Origin of the sequence: Paramagnetospirillum marisnigri (assembly GCF_001650715.1) — a bacterium.
GTDB lineage: Bacteria > Pseudomonadota > Alphaproteobacteria > Rhodospirillales > Magnetospirillaceae > Phaeospirillum > Phaeospirillum marisnigri.
The window spans coordinates 149,476-164,091 of record NZ_LWQT01000109.1; the positions used below are offsets into that span (position 1 = coordinate 149,476).

Consider the following 14,616-nt stretch of genomic DNA (forward strand, 5'->3'; position numbering starts at 1 on the left):
CTTGGATAGGAGTTCAGGCGGCCTTCCAGGGGGCCTTGAACTTGCTCCAAACCGGGCTGTTGATGGCCATGTCCATGTCACGGGCGAAGATGGCGAAGCCGTCATAGCCGTGATACGGACCGGAGTAATCCCACGAGTGCATCTGGCGGAAGGGCACGCCCATCTTCTGGGTCGCGTACTTCTCCTTGATGCCCGAGCCGACCAGGTCGGGACGGATCTTCTCGATGAACTTCTCCAGTTCGTAGCCGGTCACGTCGTCATAGATCAACGTGCCTTCCTTGACGTAGTGGCCGGTGCGCTGATAGTCGTCGTTGTGGCCGAATTCGTAGCCGGTACCGACGATCTTCATGCCCAGGTCCTCGTAGGCATTGGCGACGTGACGGGGGCGCAGGCCGCCCACATACAGCATCACCTGCTTGCCATCGAGCCGCGGCTTGTACTTGGCGACGATGGAGTCGACCAGGCCCTGGTACTTGGCGATGACCTTCTCGGCATTGGCCTGGATGGTCTCGTCGAACTGCGCCGCGATCTTGCGCAGGGAAGCGGCGATCTGGGTCGGGCCGAAGAAGTTGTATTCAACCCAGCTGATGCCGTACTTCTCTTCCATGTGGCGGCAGATGTAGTTCATCGACCGGTAGCAGTGGATGAGGTTCAGCTTGGCCTTGGGGGCCCGAGCCATTTCCGCCAGGGTGGCGTCGCCCGACCACATGCCGATGACGCGCAGGCCCATCTCTTCCAGCAACTTGCGGGACGGCCAGGCGTCGCCACCGATGTTGTAGTCGGCGATCAGGTTGACGTCATAGGGGCCGGTCTCGAACTCGGGCACGCCCTTCTCGAAGACCCAATCCCGGATGGCGTCATTGGCGATGTGGTGGCCCAGCGACTGGGACACGCCACGGAAGCCTTCGCAACGCACCGGAACGATGGTCTTGCCGGTTTCCTTGTGCTTCTTCTTGGCGACGGCCTCGATATCGTCGCCGATCAGGCCGATCGGGCACTCGGACTGGATGGAGATGCCCTTGTTGAGGGGGAACATCACGTCCAGTTCGTCGATCATGGCGTCCAGGTTCTTGTCGCCACCGAACACGATGTCGCGTTCCTGGAAGTCCGAGGTCACCTGCATGGTGACGAAGCTGTCGATGCCGACGGTGCCGTTGAAGTAGTTCCGGCGCTGGGACCAGGAATACTGACCGCAGCCGACCGGGCCATGGCTGATATGGACCATGTCCTTCACGGGACCCCACACCACGCCCTTGGAACCGGCATAGGCACAGCCACGGATGGTCATGACACCGGGGATCGACTTGATGTTGGACTTCACGCCACAGCCGGTGGTGCCGGCTTCGTCGGTGGGCTTGGCCACCGCGAGATGCTTGGCGCGGCGCTTGCCGGACTTTTCCGGATACGCGTCAAGGACTTCCTTGATCAGCGCCTCGGCGGCGGCGGAATCATTGGTATAATCGAGGCTCATGGCCCTCTCCTTCGTCTTTGGGGAATGAGCCCTCCATCCTTTAGGAGGGCTCACCGTTCACCAGATCCTCAGCCAGCGGAGCAGAGCGAGGCTTCCTTAGCCTGCAACTCGGCCAGAGCCTGCTCGTCGGTCTTCATGATGCCGAACTCGATCAGCATGTCTTCCAGCTCTTCCATGGTGATCGGGGTCGGGATGGTGCCCTTGCCCGCATTGGCATGGATCTTCTGGGCCAGCTGACGATACTCTTCGGCCTGGGCCGAGTCGGGGGCGTATTCGATGACGGTCTGGCGACGCAGCTCGGCATGCTGCACGATGTTGGCGCGCGGCACGAAATGGATGAGCTGGGTGTTCAGGCGCTTGGCCAGGGCTTCGGCCAGCTCGACTTCACGGTCGGTCTGACGCTCGTTGCAGATCAGGCCGCCGAGGCGCACGCCGCCGGAACCGGCATACTTCAGAATGCCCTTGGAGATGTTGTTGGCGGCGAACAGCGCCATCATCTCGCCCGACATGACGATGTAGATTTCCTGGGCCTTGTTCTCGCGGATCGGCATGGCGAAGCCGCCACACACCACGTCGCCCAGCACGTCGTAGGACACGTAGTCCACGTCGTCATAGGCGCCGTTTTCTTCCAGAAAGTTGATGGCGGTGATGACGCCACGGCCGGCGCAGCCGACACCCGGCTCGGGACCACCGGACTCGGTGCACTTGATGCCCTTGTAGCCGATCTTCATGACGTCCTCGAGCTCGAGGTCTTCCACCGAGCCGGCCTGGGCGGCCAGATGAAGAACGGTGTCCTGCAGCTTGCAGCCCAGGATCAGACGGGTGGAGTCAGCCTTGGGATCGCAGCCGACGATCAGGATCTTCTGGCCCATTTCAACCAGGGCCGCGAGGGTGTTCTGCGAGGTGGTGGACTTGCCGATACCGCCCTTGCCATAGAACGCGATCTGACGAAGAGACATGTGAGGGTTCCTTTCGCGGGTTTGACCTTAGAAACTTGTCGGCGGAGGACCCAACCTCTGCCACGCCTTCCTCATCGCAACCGGCGTGCCAACTCCGCCGCTGCACCGCAAAAAACTTTTTCATTATGTTTTTCAATGCGTTGACCATGCCGATCAGGCAGATGCACGGTTTTTAGGCGTCTGTACGGAACCCGACAAAGCCGCGACAGAGTGTTCCAAGCCCAACAGCGGCCAGGACTCTGGGGCCGAATGTGGGGTTCATGACGGGTATGTTTCTTGCATGCGGTTTTGGTGACATCCGGGGGGAACCACAGGAACCATGACCGAAAAGCAGCTTCCGCGCCTTGGCCACAGCACCAACCTGATGGGCCTGTCCACCAATTTCCTGGGCAGCACCAGCTTCAATGACGATCCGCATGACCTGCACATCTCGGGCGTGCGCGAGATGAACCCCACCATGTTCGAGATGCTGGAGCAGTCGGACAGCCTGGAGGATGCGGGCGACGCCTTCTATAAATACATGATGGCCATGTTCGGCATCGATCCCGAGCAGCACGAGGCCGAAGCCGAGGCCAAGGGTAAGGACGGCAAGCGGAATGTCAGGCGCTACCGGTCCAGCTTCCTGCGGCTGCTGAAGGGCTGGGGTTATGATTCCAACGGCCCCGAGGGCGCCGTCCTGAAAGGATGGGTGGAAAGCCGCTTTGGCCTGTTCCCCACCTATCATAAGGAGATGATCACCCGTTTTTCCACGGCTGGCTGGATGGCCTATGTGGAAGAGAAGATGTCCTCGCGCTTCCACAACAATTCCATCTACTGCCAGCTCGACATGCTCTACGAGTTCTGTCAGTGGGCGCTGACCCGCCATGTGGCGGTGGGAAAGCGCCATGTCACCCTGTACCGGGGCATCAACTCCTTCGACGAGCACCAGATCGTCGAGCGCATCGACAAGAAGACCGTGGTGATGCGCCTCAACAACCTGGCGTCCTTTTCCAGCGACCGCACCGTGGCCGACTGTTTCGGCGACACCATCCTGACGGTGTCGGTGCCGCTGGTGAAAATCGTCTTCTTCAACACCCTGCTCCCCATTCACCCGCTGAAGGGCGAGGGCGAGTACCTAGTGGTCGGGGGCGATTACCGCGTCTCCGCCTCCTATTTTTAAAGAGAAAGAGTCCGATCATGAGCGTTCCGTCCCTGTTTGATCGTGCCCTGGGCGCCTATCTCGGCTTCGCCGTCGGCGACGCACTGGGCGCCACTGTCGAATTCCTGACAAAAGGCGAAATCCAGGAAAAGTACGGCGTCCACCGCAAGATGATCGGCGGCGGCTGGCTGCATCTGGCGCCGGGCCAGATCACCGACGACACCGAGATGACGCTCTGCCTGGGCCGCTCCCTGATCAACAAGGGAACCCTGGATGCCAAGGATGTCTGCGACGAATTCGCCGAGTGGCTGAAGACCGGACCGGTGGATGTGGGCAACACCTGTCGCCGCGGCATCCGCCGTTACATGACCCATGGCAGCGTTGAAGGCCCCTATTGCGAGGGCGATGGCGGCAACGGCGCCGCCATGCGCAATCTGCCGGTGGCGCTGGCGACCCTGGGCAAACCCGAACTGATGGAACAGTGGACCCTGGCCCAATGCCACATCACCCACCACCACCCGCTATCGGACGACGCCTCGGTGACCCTGGGACGCATGGTGCAGGAACTGGTGCTGGGCAACGGCATGAAGGCGGCGCGCGAGGAGGCGGGCAAGCTGGTGGACAAACACAAGAGCTTCCGCTTCGAATCGGTCCGCTTCCAGTCCACCGCCTATATCGTCGACACCATGCAGACGGTGCTGCACTACTATTTCATCACCGACTCTTTCCGGAACTGCCTGATCGAAGTGGTCAACCAGGGCGGCGACGCCGACACCACCGGCGCCATCGTCGGCATGCTGGCCGGTGCCACCTATGGGGTGCAGGACATCCCGGCGCCATGGCTGAGCAAGCTGGACAAGAAGGTGGCCTCGGACATCCGCACCCAGGTCAACGGATTGCTGAAGCTGGCGGACGCGTCGTAGCACTCATACAAAGTTGAAGGGGCGGCAAAGTTGAAGGGGCGGCAAAGTTGAAGGGGCGCCCCTCGCGGGACGCCCCTTCGTCGATCTGCGAGCTTCCGCCACCTTACCGCCGCAGATCGATCTCGACGCCCGGCTCACCCGAGAATTCCACCAGGATATCCTCGTTGCGGACGATGTACTGACAGGCCAGCCGGTAGGGCGGGGGCATGTCGTTGGTTTCGGCATCGGCCAGTTGGGCCTTGGTCAGCTTGCCGTTCACCGACAGGGTCACCTTTTCCTTGTCGGTCAGATGGATGCCCGACGGACGCTTGTCGTCCAGGATGGTGACCTTGATCAGGCAGGAGCCGCACTGGCCGTCCTGGCACTGGCAGGGAATGGCAACGCCATGCTGCTTGGCGACGCCCAGCAGGGTCTTGTTGTCGCCCGCCACCGCATAGACGGTGATGTCCTTTTCCAGGGTGGGCGCGCTGAAGGTTACATTGGCCATGGTCTTTTGGTCCTCTCCAAGGTTTGGGTGGCTCAGTTGGCCGCGGTCAGGGTGGCAACCGCCTCGGACAGCGGCATGGTCACGGGCTTGATGCCTTCCAGTTCCAGGAACTTGTACTCGTTGCGGGTCAGGTCCTCGGGAACAACGGCATAGCGTGGGCCGCCGGAGCGCTTGCAGATCTGGCGGGCGAAGGTCCGCAGGATCTGGTCGTAGAAGCGACAGCCCAGGAAGACGAAGCCCCTGCCCGCCCGGCGGGTCTTCACCGCCTCGGGAATGGGGGTCTGGATGTCGATATCGGTCAGCACCTCCACATAGTCGGAGTCCGACACCAGCACGTCGCCGGTGGGCTGCGCCGCCCCGTGGGGCTTGTAGAGCACGGTGCCCCAGTTGTCGGCCTGATCGTCGGCGACGATGGCACCATCGGGGGTGACCGCCCGGGTCCAGACGCCGCCGTCGATGCGCCGTGCCTTGGAGGCGCCCTGGATGATGCCCCAGTCGGTGCGACCGGCGGCGTTCAGCGCTTCACGCATGGCGCCGTCATACCAGGTGTCGACGATCAGCGGCAGCTTGGGCAGCCCGGCCAGCCAGCGGTGCAGGGCATTGGGCTCGGGGACCGTCTTGAAGATGTCCGCCATCATGCGGTCGACGGTGACCCGGTGCTTATGGGTCTCGATATACTGGGCGGCGTGCCACAGATTCTGTTTGATACGGCCGGGAACCCCGACCTTGCTCGCCATCAGCAGCGACAGCTCGCGCGCTCCCGACGGCACCGGCGAAGCGCCATCCACCAGCAGAACATCCGGCCCCAGGAAAGGGATCAGATTGCCCGCGGCGATTTCGCCACCGATTCCGGCCAGGAGAGACGTGGGGGAGTCCAGCATGGTCACTCCTCGCCGCCGCCGATCTTGCGGGCCTCCACCGTGATGGGCAGCCGGGTGTCGGCCGGCATCTCGGGCATGGCGAAGGTCCAGCCGTTGGCGATCTTCGCCCAACCGCCCCACAGTCCTTCCTTTTCCATCTCGACCACGTTCTCTTCCAGGTCCTTCTTGGGGACATAGATCTCGTAGACTTCACCCTTCTTGCGGACCATGACCTTCATGACGGCATTCCCTCCAATTCGTGAGCCCGCATTCCCACCAGACGCTCGGCATCGACGAATTCGACCGCGTAGATGTAGAAACGGTTGAGATAGGTGCCCACATTGTGGACATAGCCGACCTCGCCCTTGCGGATCAGGACCTCGCCCATCTTGGCACCGGGATAGGTCCCGTCGTTACGGACATCCCGCAGCGAGACGACCTGATCGCCGCGCTCGAACGTGGGCGGTTCCCACAGTTCGAAGACTTCTTCCGCCGCGTCGCTCATGGGCCACTCCTATCCTCGGATTGCCGACGGGCCGCCTTGGCGCGGCCCGCCGCCTTCGGTCGGGCGTCAGCCCTGGACGATGCAGCCCTCGACCGGGCAGACCGCCTGGCACTTGGTGGCGTCGCCGTCGCATTCGGTGCAGGCCGAGGCCTTGATCACATAGGTGCCGCCCTTGCTGCTGATGGCGGCATTGGGGCATTCGAATTCACACGCACCACAGGAGGTGCACTCGTCAGCGATGATCTTGAGAGCCATGATGTTCTCCTTCCTTCTCTAAGCCGGGCGGGCCGCTTTGGGGCCGGTCAGGCGATGGACGCGGACTCGGTCCTGGTGCCGAACCGTTCGGCGTACCAGGCCGCGACCGCGGTCTCGATATATTCGAACGGGTAGAGGTCGACGGCCTCGATCCCCGCTTTCTTCAGGTCATCCTTGGGGCAGCGGCCGATCTTGGCCACGAAGACGGTGTCGATGCCTTCCAGCGCCGCCAGGACCACATCCAGCTTGTCGTCGTCGCCATAGCCGCCGACACAGTAGTTGTCGGCCTTGCGATGGCCCGAGAAGCGCACGCCCTTGGCGTCCACCTCGAAAATCTGGAATTCCTGGGCATGGCCGAAATGCTGGTTGATGCGGCCGCCGCCCTTGGTGCAGATGGCGACCAGCTTGCGCGGGGCCTCTTCCACGGTCTCGGCCAGTTCGGCCTCGGCCACCGCCACCGCCTTGTTATGGTCGGCGCGCTCGCGCTCCACCACTTCGCGGTACAGGCGACGGGGCTCGGGATCGTAGCTCGGCATCTCGGGGATCTTGTCCAGGGTGAAGTCCTGGGACAGGTCCTCGCCCAGCATGCCCACCGCGTCGGCGCGACACTGGCGGCAGTGGCGCATCAGATTGGCGCCGCCCGCCAGCTTGTCCTGAATATCCTTCAACTCGGCGGGCTTGGGGCCGCGCTGGCCCGACAGGCCGAAGGCGGTACCGTGTGCAGCGTCGGAAATCAGCGGCATCACATTGTGCAAGAAGGCGCCGCGCGCCTTGATGGCGGCGTTGACCTCCAGCAGATGCTGATCATTGATGCCGGGGATCATCACCGAGTTGATCTTGGTCAGGATGCCCTTCTCGGTCAGGCGCTCGAGGCCTTCCATCTGCCGCTCGTGCAGGATGCGGGCGCCCTCGACGCCGGTGTAGCGCTTGCCCTTGAAGTAGATCCAGGGATAGATCAGCGCGCCGATCTCGGGGTCCACCATGTTGATGGTGATGGTGACGTGGTCGATATTGTGCTCGGCCAGCTCATCCACATGGTCGGGCAGCGCCAGGCCATTGGTGGAGACGCAGAATTTCAGGTCGGGCAGCACCTTGGACACTTCGCGGAAGGTGGCCGAGGTATGGCGCCAATCGAACATGGAGTCGCCGGGACCGGCAATGCCCAGCACCGAAAGCTGCGGCACCTTGTTGGCCACCGCCACCACCTTGCGCGCCGCCTGTTCCGGGGTCAGCTTCTCGCTGGTGACGCCGGGGCGCGATTCGTTGGCGCAGTCATACTTGCGGTTACAGTAGTTGCACTGGATGTTGCAGGCTGGGGCGACCGCCACATGCATGCGGGCGAAGTAGTGATGGGCCTGCTCGGAATAGCAGGGATGGTCCTTCACCTTCTCCCAGATATGGGCGGGCATGTCGCCCTGGGCATCGGACGAGCCGCAGGAGCTCGAGGAACAGCCGCCGCCGACAGCGGGCGCGACTTCGGAAACCGGGCGGGACCGCGTGATGCTGGTCAGGGGTACGACGTTGCTGGACACCGGCAGTCTCCTCGTCAAAGGGATCACGAGAAGGCTATTGCAATGCCGATGCCAGATTGTGCAGCGCCGAAAAACGGCGGATTTCCGCGATTCAGGCCTCTGTCGCATGTGCGACAGAGCGTCGCGGATGCTACAACTGGCGGACTTCGATGTTGTGTTTCTTCAGGGCGTAGCCGATCTGGCGCGGGGTCAGCCCCAGCAGACGGGCGGCCTTGGCCTGGACCCAGCCGCATTTTTCCATGGCCTGGACCAGACGGTCGCGTTCCGAGGCGTCGTCTCCCAGCTCGGCGGGCATCCCCGCCTCGCTTTGCGCCGCCGGGGCATCGGCCACGGACGGGGCGACGGGATGGGGATGGGAGTGCGACTGAGGCGGCACCAGCGGGCCGGTGGGCACCGGCACCGGATTGGAGCGCTGGTTCACCACCGGCTGCGCCTCCTTGCTCCACAGGCTCGACGACAGACAGGTGTCGCGGTTGCACGACAGGTCCATCTGGTCGATCACCTGGCCCCGGGTCATGGTGGCGGTGCGATAGACGCAGTTTTCCAGCTCGCGCACATTGCCGGGGAAATAACAGCGCTGCAGCGCCTCGAGGGCATTGTGCGAGAAGGTGAGCTTGCGGCCGTTCTCGGTGTTGAACTGCTTCAGGAAATACATGGCCAGCAGCGGGATGTCGCCCTGGCGCTCGCGCAGCGGCGGCAGGAAGATGGGCACCACGTTGAGGCGGAAATAGAGGTCGGAGCGGAAGCTGCCCTCGCTTACCGCCTTTTCCAGGTCGCGGTTGGTGGCGGCCACCAGTCGGACATCGACCTTGACGGTCTTGGTGCCGCCGACGCGCTCGAACTCGCCTTCCTGCAGCACCCGCAACAGCTTGGCCTGGAAATTGGACGAAATCTCGCCGATCTCGTCCAGGAACAAGGTGCCGGTATGGGCCAGCTCGAACCGGCCCTTGCGATCGGCCACCGCGCCGGTGAACGAACCCTTCTCGTGGCCGAACAGCTCGGATTCCAGCACACTCTCAGACAGCGCCGCGCAATTGACCTTGATGAAGGGCTTTTGCGCCCGGGGCGACAGGATATGGACGGCACGGGCCACCAGTTCCTTGCCGGTGCCGCTTTCGCCGCGCAACAAGATGGTGGCCTTGGTGGAGGCCGCCTGCTGCACCTGGGCGAATACCCGGGTCATGGCCTCGGAATTGCCGACCACATCCTCCAGTCCCTGGATGGGCAGGCTCGGCCCCACATCGGCCATCTGCTTCTGCAGGCGGGTGGTGTCGGCCATCAAGGTGGAGCGGTCGTTGGCGATCTTGCGGTGGAGGGCGGCGGTCTGACCGATCAGGGTGGCGACCATGGTCAGGAAGCGTAAATCGTGCTCGAAGGTGTATTGGGGGCTGCCGTCCCACACCCGCTCCACCGACAGGGCGCCGAACGCCTTTTCCGTGGTCTTGATGGGAACACAGAAGAACGAGACGTCCTCGCCTTCCAGCGCCACATTGGCGGCGATGTATTCGGACAGCAGGGGCTCGTCGGCGGCATTGGCCGCCACCATGGGAATGCCGGTGGAAATCACTTTCTCGGCGGCGGTAAAGGGGTATTTGATGCCGCCGGAACGGGCCATCTGCAGCGACATTCCGGTCACGGCGACCAGATTGGCCTTGCCGTTCTCGTCGTTCAGCAGAACCGCCCCGTGACGCATATTCAGATAGGCGGAAAGGATATTGAGAACTTCGTGGAGGGCCTTGTTAAGGTCGAGAGTCGCCCCGAGAATCTTGCTGATCTCATAGACGCCGATCAGCGGCAGGGCGCTTTCATCGCTCTTATTGACACTCATTCTCATTATCAGATACCCATCACTTCCATATCACGCCGCGATGCAGTCCCCCCCGAATTTTATCTTTTCTTGCCTCATTCTTATTCCAACCACGCCCCCACGTCCACCATCCCATGCTGACATCGGTATGACAGAGGTGGAAATACCACGTCCCCGCAGCTTTGGCATGACCTCGTCGTCACATCAGAATGCCACATGGTGACACAGGCGTCATATGGGATAGATCGCAGGGAATAACACCCTTCCCCGCTCAGAAAATCCAGCCGTCGCCCATCGCCGAACCCGACCAAGGCCAAGACCGTCCCGACTCAAGGCTATTGCCTTTTTGTTCTTTTTTGTTTTTACTATGTTCTCGCATTGACGGAGGCTCGCATGGACGACACCCTTGATATCACCGCGCGACGGATGATGATCCGCTTTGGCGACGCCGCAGGACGGATCGTCGCCGATCGCGCCCGTGAACTGGCCCGACGCGGTGACTGGCGCGCCCAGGACACCCAGCTATTGGTCCTCAACCGGATCGAGGCCATGGGAGTCCCCGCGCCGTGATCGGGGTTACCGCCAAACAGGGCAGCGCCCCGCAGGGCGGGGCCGCCACCCAGGCCGAGATCGTCGCCCTGCGCGCCCTCGCCTGGCTGATGTCCGACGAGGACCGCGCCCTTCGCTTCCTGACCGCCAGCGGCTGCGACGCGACATCCCTGCGGCGCCGCGCCAATGACCCGCTGCTGCTGGGCTCGGTTCTGGACGTGATCATGGAGGACGAGGCCTCGCTGATCGAGTTCTCCGCCTGGGCCGACTTGGAACCCGCCGCCGCCGCCCGGGCGCGGCGCCTGCTGCCCGGCGCCTGGTCGGAGTCTCAGCTTCCATAAAGCCAGGGGCGCAGCAGCCGCGTCACCCGGGGCATCAGGACATAGGTCATCACCAACACCTGGGCCGAGACGAAAGCCAGGGCCTTCAGCCACAGGGGCCACCCCGCCACCAGCGGCCCGAAGGCGAGGTTGAGACCCATCACCACCGTGTAGGCCACCATTGTGATGACCAGGGCCATCTTGTGGGGCGACGGGCTGGCGCTGACCGGAACCTCGGGCAGGTCGAACCAGAATTCAAGGCCGGTGACCTTCTTCACCGCCGCTTCGCCCTCGACGATGTCGCCCAGGCGATCCAGCCAGCGCTGGCGCGCCTCGGACACTTCCCAGGCGTGGCAGTTGTGATAATCGCGGAAGCGATAGATGGTGACATAGGCGTCGTCGGTGGCCGGAGCCGGCCGCAGGGCGCTGACCCCCAGATAGCCGGGCCAGGTCGCGGCCTCGGCGGTGACACCCGCCACCCATTCCTCGTAGCGGGCTTCGCAGCCCGGCTTGATCCGTCGGGCGACGGTCACCGTCACCGGCCCTCCCGTCTCCGGGGCTTGGGTCTCCTCGGCCATGCTGATCCTCGTTTCCACGTCGCTCTGGTCCTGCCCCTAAGGTAGTGCTTGCGGTTCAGGGTTGAAACCCGTCATCGTCCGCCGCCACAATGGCCACGGTGGATACAGGAAGGCAGCACATGAAGATTCTCGCGTTTTCCCTGGCCCTGACCGTCCTTGCCGCCACCGCGAGCCCCAGTTGGGCGGCTGCCCCCGCCCCATCCCCCTCGCCCACCCCGGCGACACCGTCCGGCCCGGTCCAGGCTTCGGTATCGGTGGAGAACTATGCCCTGGTGGAACGCGCCCCGGTGCGCAACGGCTTCTCACCCTTTTCCATCGAGGCCACCGGCCTGCTGCCCGCGCCAAGGAAGCGCGAGAACTTCACCCCCACCGAGGACGAGCATTTCTACACCCTGCGCCGCACCGTCGAGCGGTTCTTGCAGCGCAAGGAGGTGGCCGTGGGCTGGTCGCGATCCAATGACGCCACCATCGCCTTTTCCAGCGAGCTTTCCCGCCTGCGCAATGCCGACGGCATCGCCTATGCAGTGGAGGGCGAGATGGTAGTGCGCGGCAACAGTCCGCTGCCGCTGGGGCTCAGCCTGACCGCCCCGGCCGATGGCCCGGTGATGCGCTATTCCGCCGGGCTGATCATCGCCGACCAGGTGGTGCTGATGCGAGAAGGCGTGTTGGAGCCGGGCAGCCGCAAGGCCGGTTGGATGGTATCGCTGCGCCCCAGTGGCGAGGATGCCGCCATTCCGGTGCGCGCCGTCTTCGCGGTGCGGGCCGAGGGCAGCGACTCCGAGGCCAACCGCAAGGCCCTGGCCGCCGTCAGCGCCCTGCTGACCTCATCCAGCGACGGCCGCGCCGCCGTGGCCGAGCGTCCCACCGACGCCTCGGAATGGCTGAAGCCCATGAAGGTCTTCGTCCGTCCCGGCCAGATTCCCGGGGCGGCTGCCGCCCCGGCCAAGGGCGACAAGAAGAAGCCCGAGGGCGGGGCGAAACACTAATTGGCCCGATCGGACAAGCCCACCCGCGCCGAACCGCCCGAGCACTGCACCGTCAAGGACCGCTGCCGCCGGGCCCGCGCCCAACTTTGCCTGGACTGCGGCACCAAGCAGGCTTCCCGGCCCCCCAGGAAGATCGAGACAGCGCCGGATCAGCCCCCGCCTCCCTCGCCCCCATTGCCGCCTTTCCCGTCCTCGCGCTCGCGCAAATAATCGTCGGTGGTCCGGGTCAGGCGCGGCGGAGCGGCGGCCATGGGCCGTGCCTTCTCTTCCAACTCATACTGGGCGACCACCCGGCAATCCTCGCACATGCGGATCAGATCCAGCCGCCCGGGCTGGGCGAACATGGAATGGCCGCTCATGCGCTCGACCATGCGCTCCACCGCCGATGTCGAGGCGAAGGGCTTGCCGCAGCGGATACAGCCATAGGGCTCCTCCTCCTTCAGCACCTGACGGAGCTTGGCCGAGGCGCCAAAACTCAGGCGCGGCACCAGGGCGATGGCTTTTTCGGGACAGGTGACCCGGCACAGGCCGCACTGAACGCAATTGGCCTCCAACAGGCCCAGCGACGGCTTGTCGGGATGCCCCGACAGCGCCTTGGCCGGGCAGGCACCGATACAGGCCATGCATAGGGTGCACTTCTCCTGGTCGACGGTGATGGCGCCGAAGGGATCGCCGGGGTCCAGAGGCAGGCAGTCCACCGGCGTCGGCGCATGGCGGTGGAGATGGGCAAGCGCCAGGGCCAGGGTCTGGCGCTTGCCGCCCAGCACCAGGAATTCGGCCGCCGGTTCGACACCCCTGGCCCGTTCGCCCGCCAGCAAAGCCCCCAGGGCGGCGGGGTCGGCCTCGGCCGCCACCTCCACCCGCGAAGCCCAGCCCAGGGCCGCCGCCACCCGGTTGCTCAGATCGGCGGCGGCCTTGACCGGGCCCAGATCGTCGCGCCGGGCCGGATCGGCCAGCACCACCACCTTCGAGACTCCCTTGGCCAGGGCGGTCAGCAGCAGGTCAGGCCCCAGTGCTGCCACCCCCGCCACCGCCAGCGGCAATACCCAGGCGGGCAGGCCGGAGCCGAAGCGGGCCAGCGCCGCCATCAGTTCGGCACCATGCCCGGCCTCGTGCAGCAGCAGAACCGGCCGGGTACCGCCCATCGCGGCATGGGTTTCCAGCAGGGCGGCCAAGCGGCGATAGAGGCCATTGCCCGCCGGAACATCGAAGCGGATGGCGCCGGTGGGACAGGCGGAGGCGCACAGCCCGTGGCCGTCGCAGGCATGGGCATCGACGGCGATGGCGTCGCCCTTGGGCGCCAGCGCCCCCGAGGGACAGAGGTCGAGGCAGCGGGTGCAGGCGATCTGGCCGTTGCGGGAATGGGCGCACAGATCGGCGGCGACCTTGATCCAACGCGGCTTCTCGAACTCGCCCACCAGCCCCAGGATATCGGCCAGGGCCTTTTCCAGCGCCACGGCATCGCGGGGATCAACCACCACCCAGCCGTCGCGGGGCGAGACCAGGGCGGGGCCGCCCGACAGGTCGAGCACGATATCGGCCGACAGGGCACGCTCGCCCACCGGCGCCTCGAAGGCCAGCACGCCCCGCGCCGAGGGCGAGGCCCCGGCCAGACCGGCGACGGTGACGGAAAAGGCGCCGAGATGGCCCGAGGCCTTAACCGGCTTGCCCGCGAACAGGCCCAGGGCACGCACCGAGGGCGGAATCAGGTCGGCCTCGCGGCCGGGGAGCAGCAGGCAAGTCACCGCCCTCTCAGTTCCCAGCCGTTTTGCCGCGTCCAGCGCCGATTGGCGGTTGCCCAGAACCAGAACCCGGCCTTCCGAGGTCAGGGTGACCGAGGGCGTCGGCTCGATGTCCAGCACGGATTCGGCCAGCAGCGCCGCCATCTTGGGCGCCGCCTCGGCCGCCGTGTCGGACCAGCCCGCCCGGTCGCGGATATCGACGCAAAGCGGCTCTTGCGCCCCCGCCATGCGGGCCAGTTCCTGGAACAGCGGCGCTTCCTGGCCGCAGGCCACCAGCAGCGGCTCGCCCTCGGCCAGGGCGGTGCGATAGGCCTCCACCTGGGCGCGGCACAACTGGGTGAAGACGCGGCCCGGCGGCTCGGTCCCCAAACCCTTGGCCAGGGCCTTGGCGTCCAGCGGCATGGAGTTTTCACACGAACACAACAGAACCCGCCGACCCGCCACTTTCATTGATCGCTCTCCCATTGCCCGCCATCCGGGGGACGCCTACTCTAAAGCTCAGGA

The 14,616-nt window shown here is 64.6% G+C and carries 16 protein-coding genes; 5 read left to right on the top strand and 11 right to left on the bottom strand.

Translation table 11 applies throughout. The annotated features are described in order from the left end of the window. Positions 1–13 precede the first annotated feature (13 nt). Together nifD and nifH are read right to left on the bottom strand one after the other, a co-directional pair. The gene (gene nifD / locus A6A04_RS19125; RefSeq protein WP_068495611.1) at positions 14–1,471 is read right to left on the bottom strand and encodes a nitrogenase molybdenum-iron protein alpha chain; all 1,458 of its coding nucleotides are present in this window, start codon (positions 1,469–1,471) and stop codon (positions 14–16) included. Positions 1,472–1,539: 68 nt separating this feature from the next. After that, on the bottom strand, positions 1,540–2,430 hold the full coding sequence (nifH, locus tag A6A04_RS19130; RefSeq protein ID WP_068495612.1) for a nitrogenase iron protein: 891 nt from the start codon (positions 2,428–2,430) through the stop codon (positions 1,540–1,542). Positions 2,431–2,749: 319 nt separating this feature from the next. On the opposite strand from nifH, the gene A6A04_RS19135 reads away from it, so the two are divergent. Further along, a complete protein-coding gene (locus tag A6A04_RS19135; RefSeq protein ID WP_068495613.1) occupies positions 2,750–3,589 on the top strand; it encodes an NAD(+)--dinitrogen-reductase ADP-D-ribosyltransferase in 840 nt (279 codons plus the stop codon). Between the two features lie 17 nt (positions 3,590–3,606). After that, entirely contained in the window at positions 3,607–4,491 is an 885-nt protein-coding gene (gene draG / locus A6A04_RS19140) for an ADP-ribosyl-[dinitrogen reductase] hydrolase (RefSeq protein WP_068495614.1), read from the top strand. A gap of 103 nt (positions 4,492–4,594) precedes the next feature. On the opposite strand, the gene A6A04_RS19145 is transcribed toward draG, so the two are convergent. From A6A04_RS19145 to nifA, 7 genes are all read right to left on the bottom strand, one after another. Continuing rightward, positions 4,595–4,978, bottom strand: a complete 384-nt coding sequence (locus tag A6A04_RS19145; protein WP_068495615.1) for a 2Fe-2S iron-sulfur cluster-binding protein — start codon at positions 4,976–4,978, stop codon at positions 4,595–4,597. Positions 4,979–5,010: 32 nt separating this feature from the next. Further along, the gene (locus tag A6A04_RS19150; protein ID WP_068495616.1) at positions 5,011–5,859 is read right to left on the bottom strand and encodes an SIR2 family NAD-dependent protein deacylase; all 849 of its coding nucleotides are present in this window, start codon (positions 5,857–5,859) and stop codon (positions 5,011–5,013) included. Positions 5,860–5,861: 2 nt separating this feature from the next. Next, positions 5,862–6,077 carry a putative nitrogen fixation protein NifT gene (gene nifT, locus A6A04_RS19155; RefSeq protein WP_068495617.1) on the bottom strand — a complete coding sequence of 72 codons (216 nt, stop codon included), beginning with the start codon at positions 6,075–6,077 and terminating at the stop codon, positions 5,862–5,864. Then, positions 6,074–6,343 carry a nitrogen fixation protein NifZ gene (locus A6A04_RS19160; protein WP_068495618.1) on the bottom strand — a complete coding sequence of 90 codons (270 nt, stop codon included), beginning with the start codon at positions 6,341–6,343 and terminating at the stop codon, positions 6,074–6,076. Before A6A04_RS19160 ends, nifT begins: the two co-directional genes overlap by 4 nt. A gap of 66 nt (positions 6,344–6,409) precedes the next feature. Continuing rightward, positions 6,410–6,598, bottom strand: a complete 189-nt coding sequence (locus A6A04_RS19165) for a 4Fe-4S binding protein (RefSeq protein WP_068495619.1) — start codon at positions 6,596–6,598, stop codon at positions 6,410–6,412. 47 nt (positions 6,599–6,645) lie between these two features. After that, on the bottom strand, positions 6,646–8,130 hold the full coding sequence (nifB, locus tag A6A04_RS19170; protein ID WP_068495620.1) for a nitrogenase cofactor biosynthesis protein NifB: 1,485 nt from the start codon (positions 8,128–8,130) through the stop codon (positions 6,646–6,648). 130 nt (positions 8,131–8,260) lie between these two features. Beyond that, a complete protein-coding gene (gene nifA / locus A6A04_RS19175) occupies positions 8,261–9,958 on the bottom strand; it encodes a nif-specific transcriptional activator NifA (RefSeq protein WP_082915071.1) in 1,698 nt (565 codons plus the stop codon). A 372-nt stretch (positions 9,959–10,330) separates the two neighbouring features. On the opposite strand from nifA, the gene A6A04_RS22540 reads away from it, so the two are divergent. Beyond that, positions 10,331–10,507, top strand: coding sequence for a hypothetical protein (locus tag A6A04_RS22540; protein WP_156612695.1), 177 nt, complete (start codon positions 10,331–10,333; stop codon positions 10,505–10,507). Continuing rightward, positions 10,504–10,827: a DUF3572 domain-containing protein gene (locus tag A6A04_RS19180; protein ID WP_245651299.1), complete on the top strand. Its 324-nt coding sequence runs from the start codon at positions 10,504–10,506 to the stop codon at positions 10,825–10,827. Before A6A04_RS22540 ends, A6A04_RS19180 begins: the two co-directional genes overlap by 4 nt. Here A6A04_RS19180 and A6A04_RS19185 read toward each other — a convergent pair. Next, positions 10,815–11,384, bottom strand: a complete 570-nt coding sequence (locus tag A6A04_RS19185; protein ID WP_068495622.1) for an antibiotic biosynthesis monooxygenase — start codon at positions 11,382–11,384, stop codon at positions 10,815–10,817. The two genes, A6A04_RS19180 and A6A04_RS19185, sit on opposite strands and share 13 nt — an antisense overlap. A 119-nt stretch (positions 11,385–11,503) precedes the next feature. Here A6A04_RS19185 and A6A04_RS19190 point away from each other — a divergent pair, with 119 nt between their 5' ends. After that, positions 11,504–12,370: a hypothetical protein gene (locus A6A04_RS19190; protein ID WP_068495623.1), complete on the top strand. Its 867-nt coding sequence runs from the start codon at positions 11,504–11,506 to the stop codon at positions 12,368–12,370. 149 nt (positions 12,371–12,519) lie between these two features. Here the strand turns inward: A6A04_RS19190 and A6A04_RS19195 are convergent, their stop codons facing one another. Next, positions 12,520–14,514 carry a 4Fe-4S binding protein gene (locus tag A6A04_RS19195; RefSeq protein WP_245651300.1) on the bottom strand — a complete coding sequence of 665 codons (1,995 nt, stop codon included), beginning with the start codon at positions 14,512–14,514 and terminating at the stop codon, positions 12,520–12,522. Positions 14,515–14,616 lie beyond the last annotated feature (102 nt).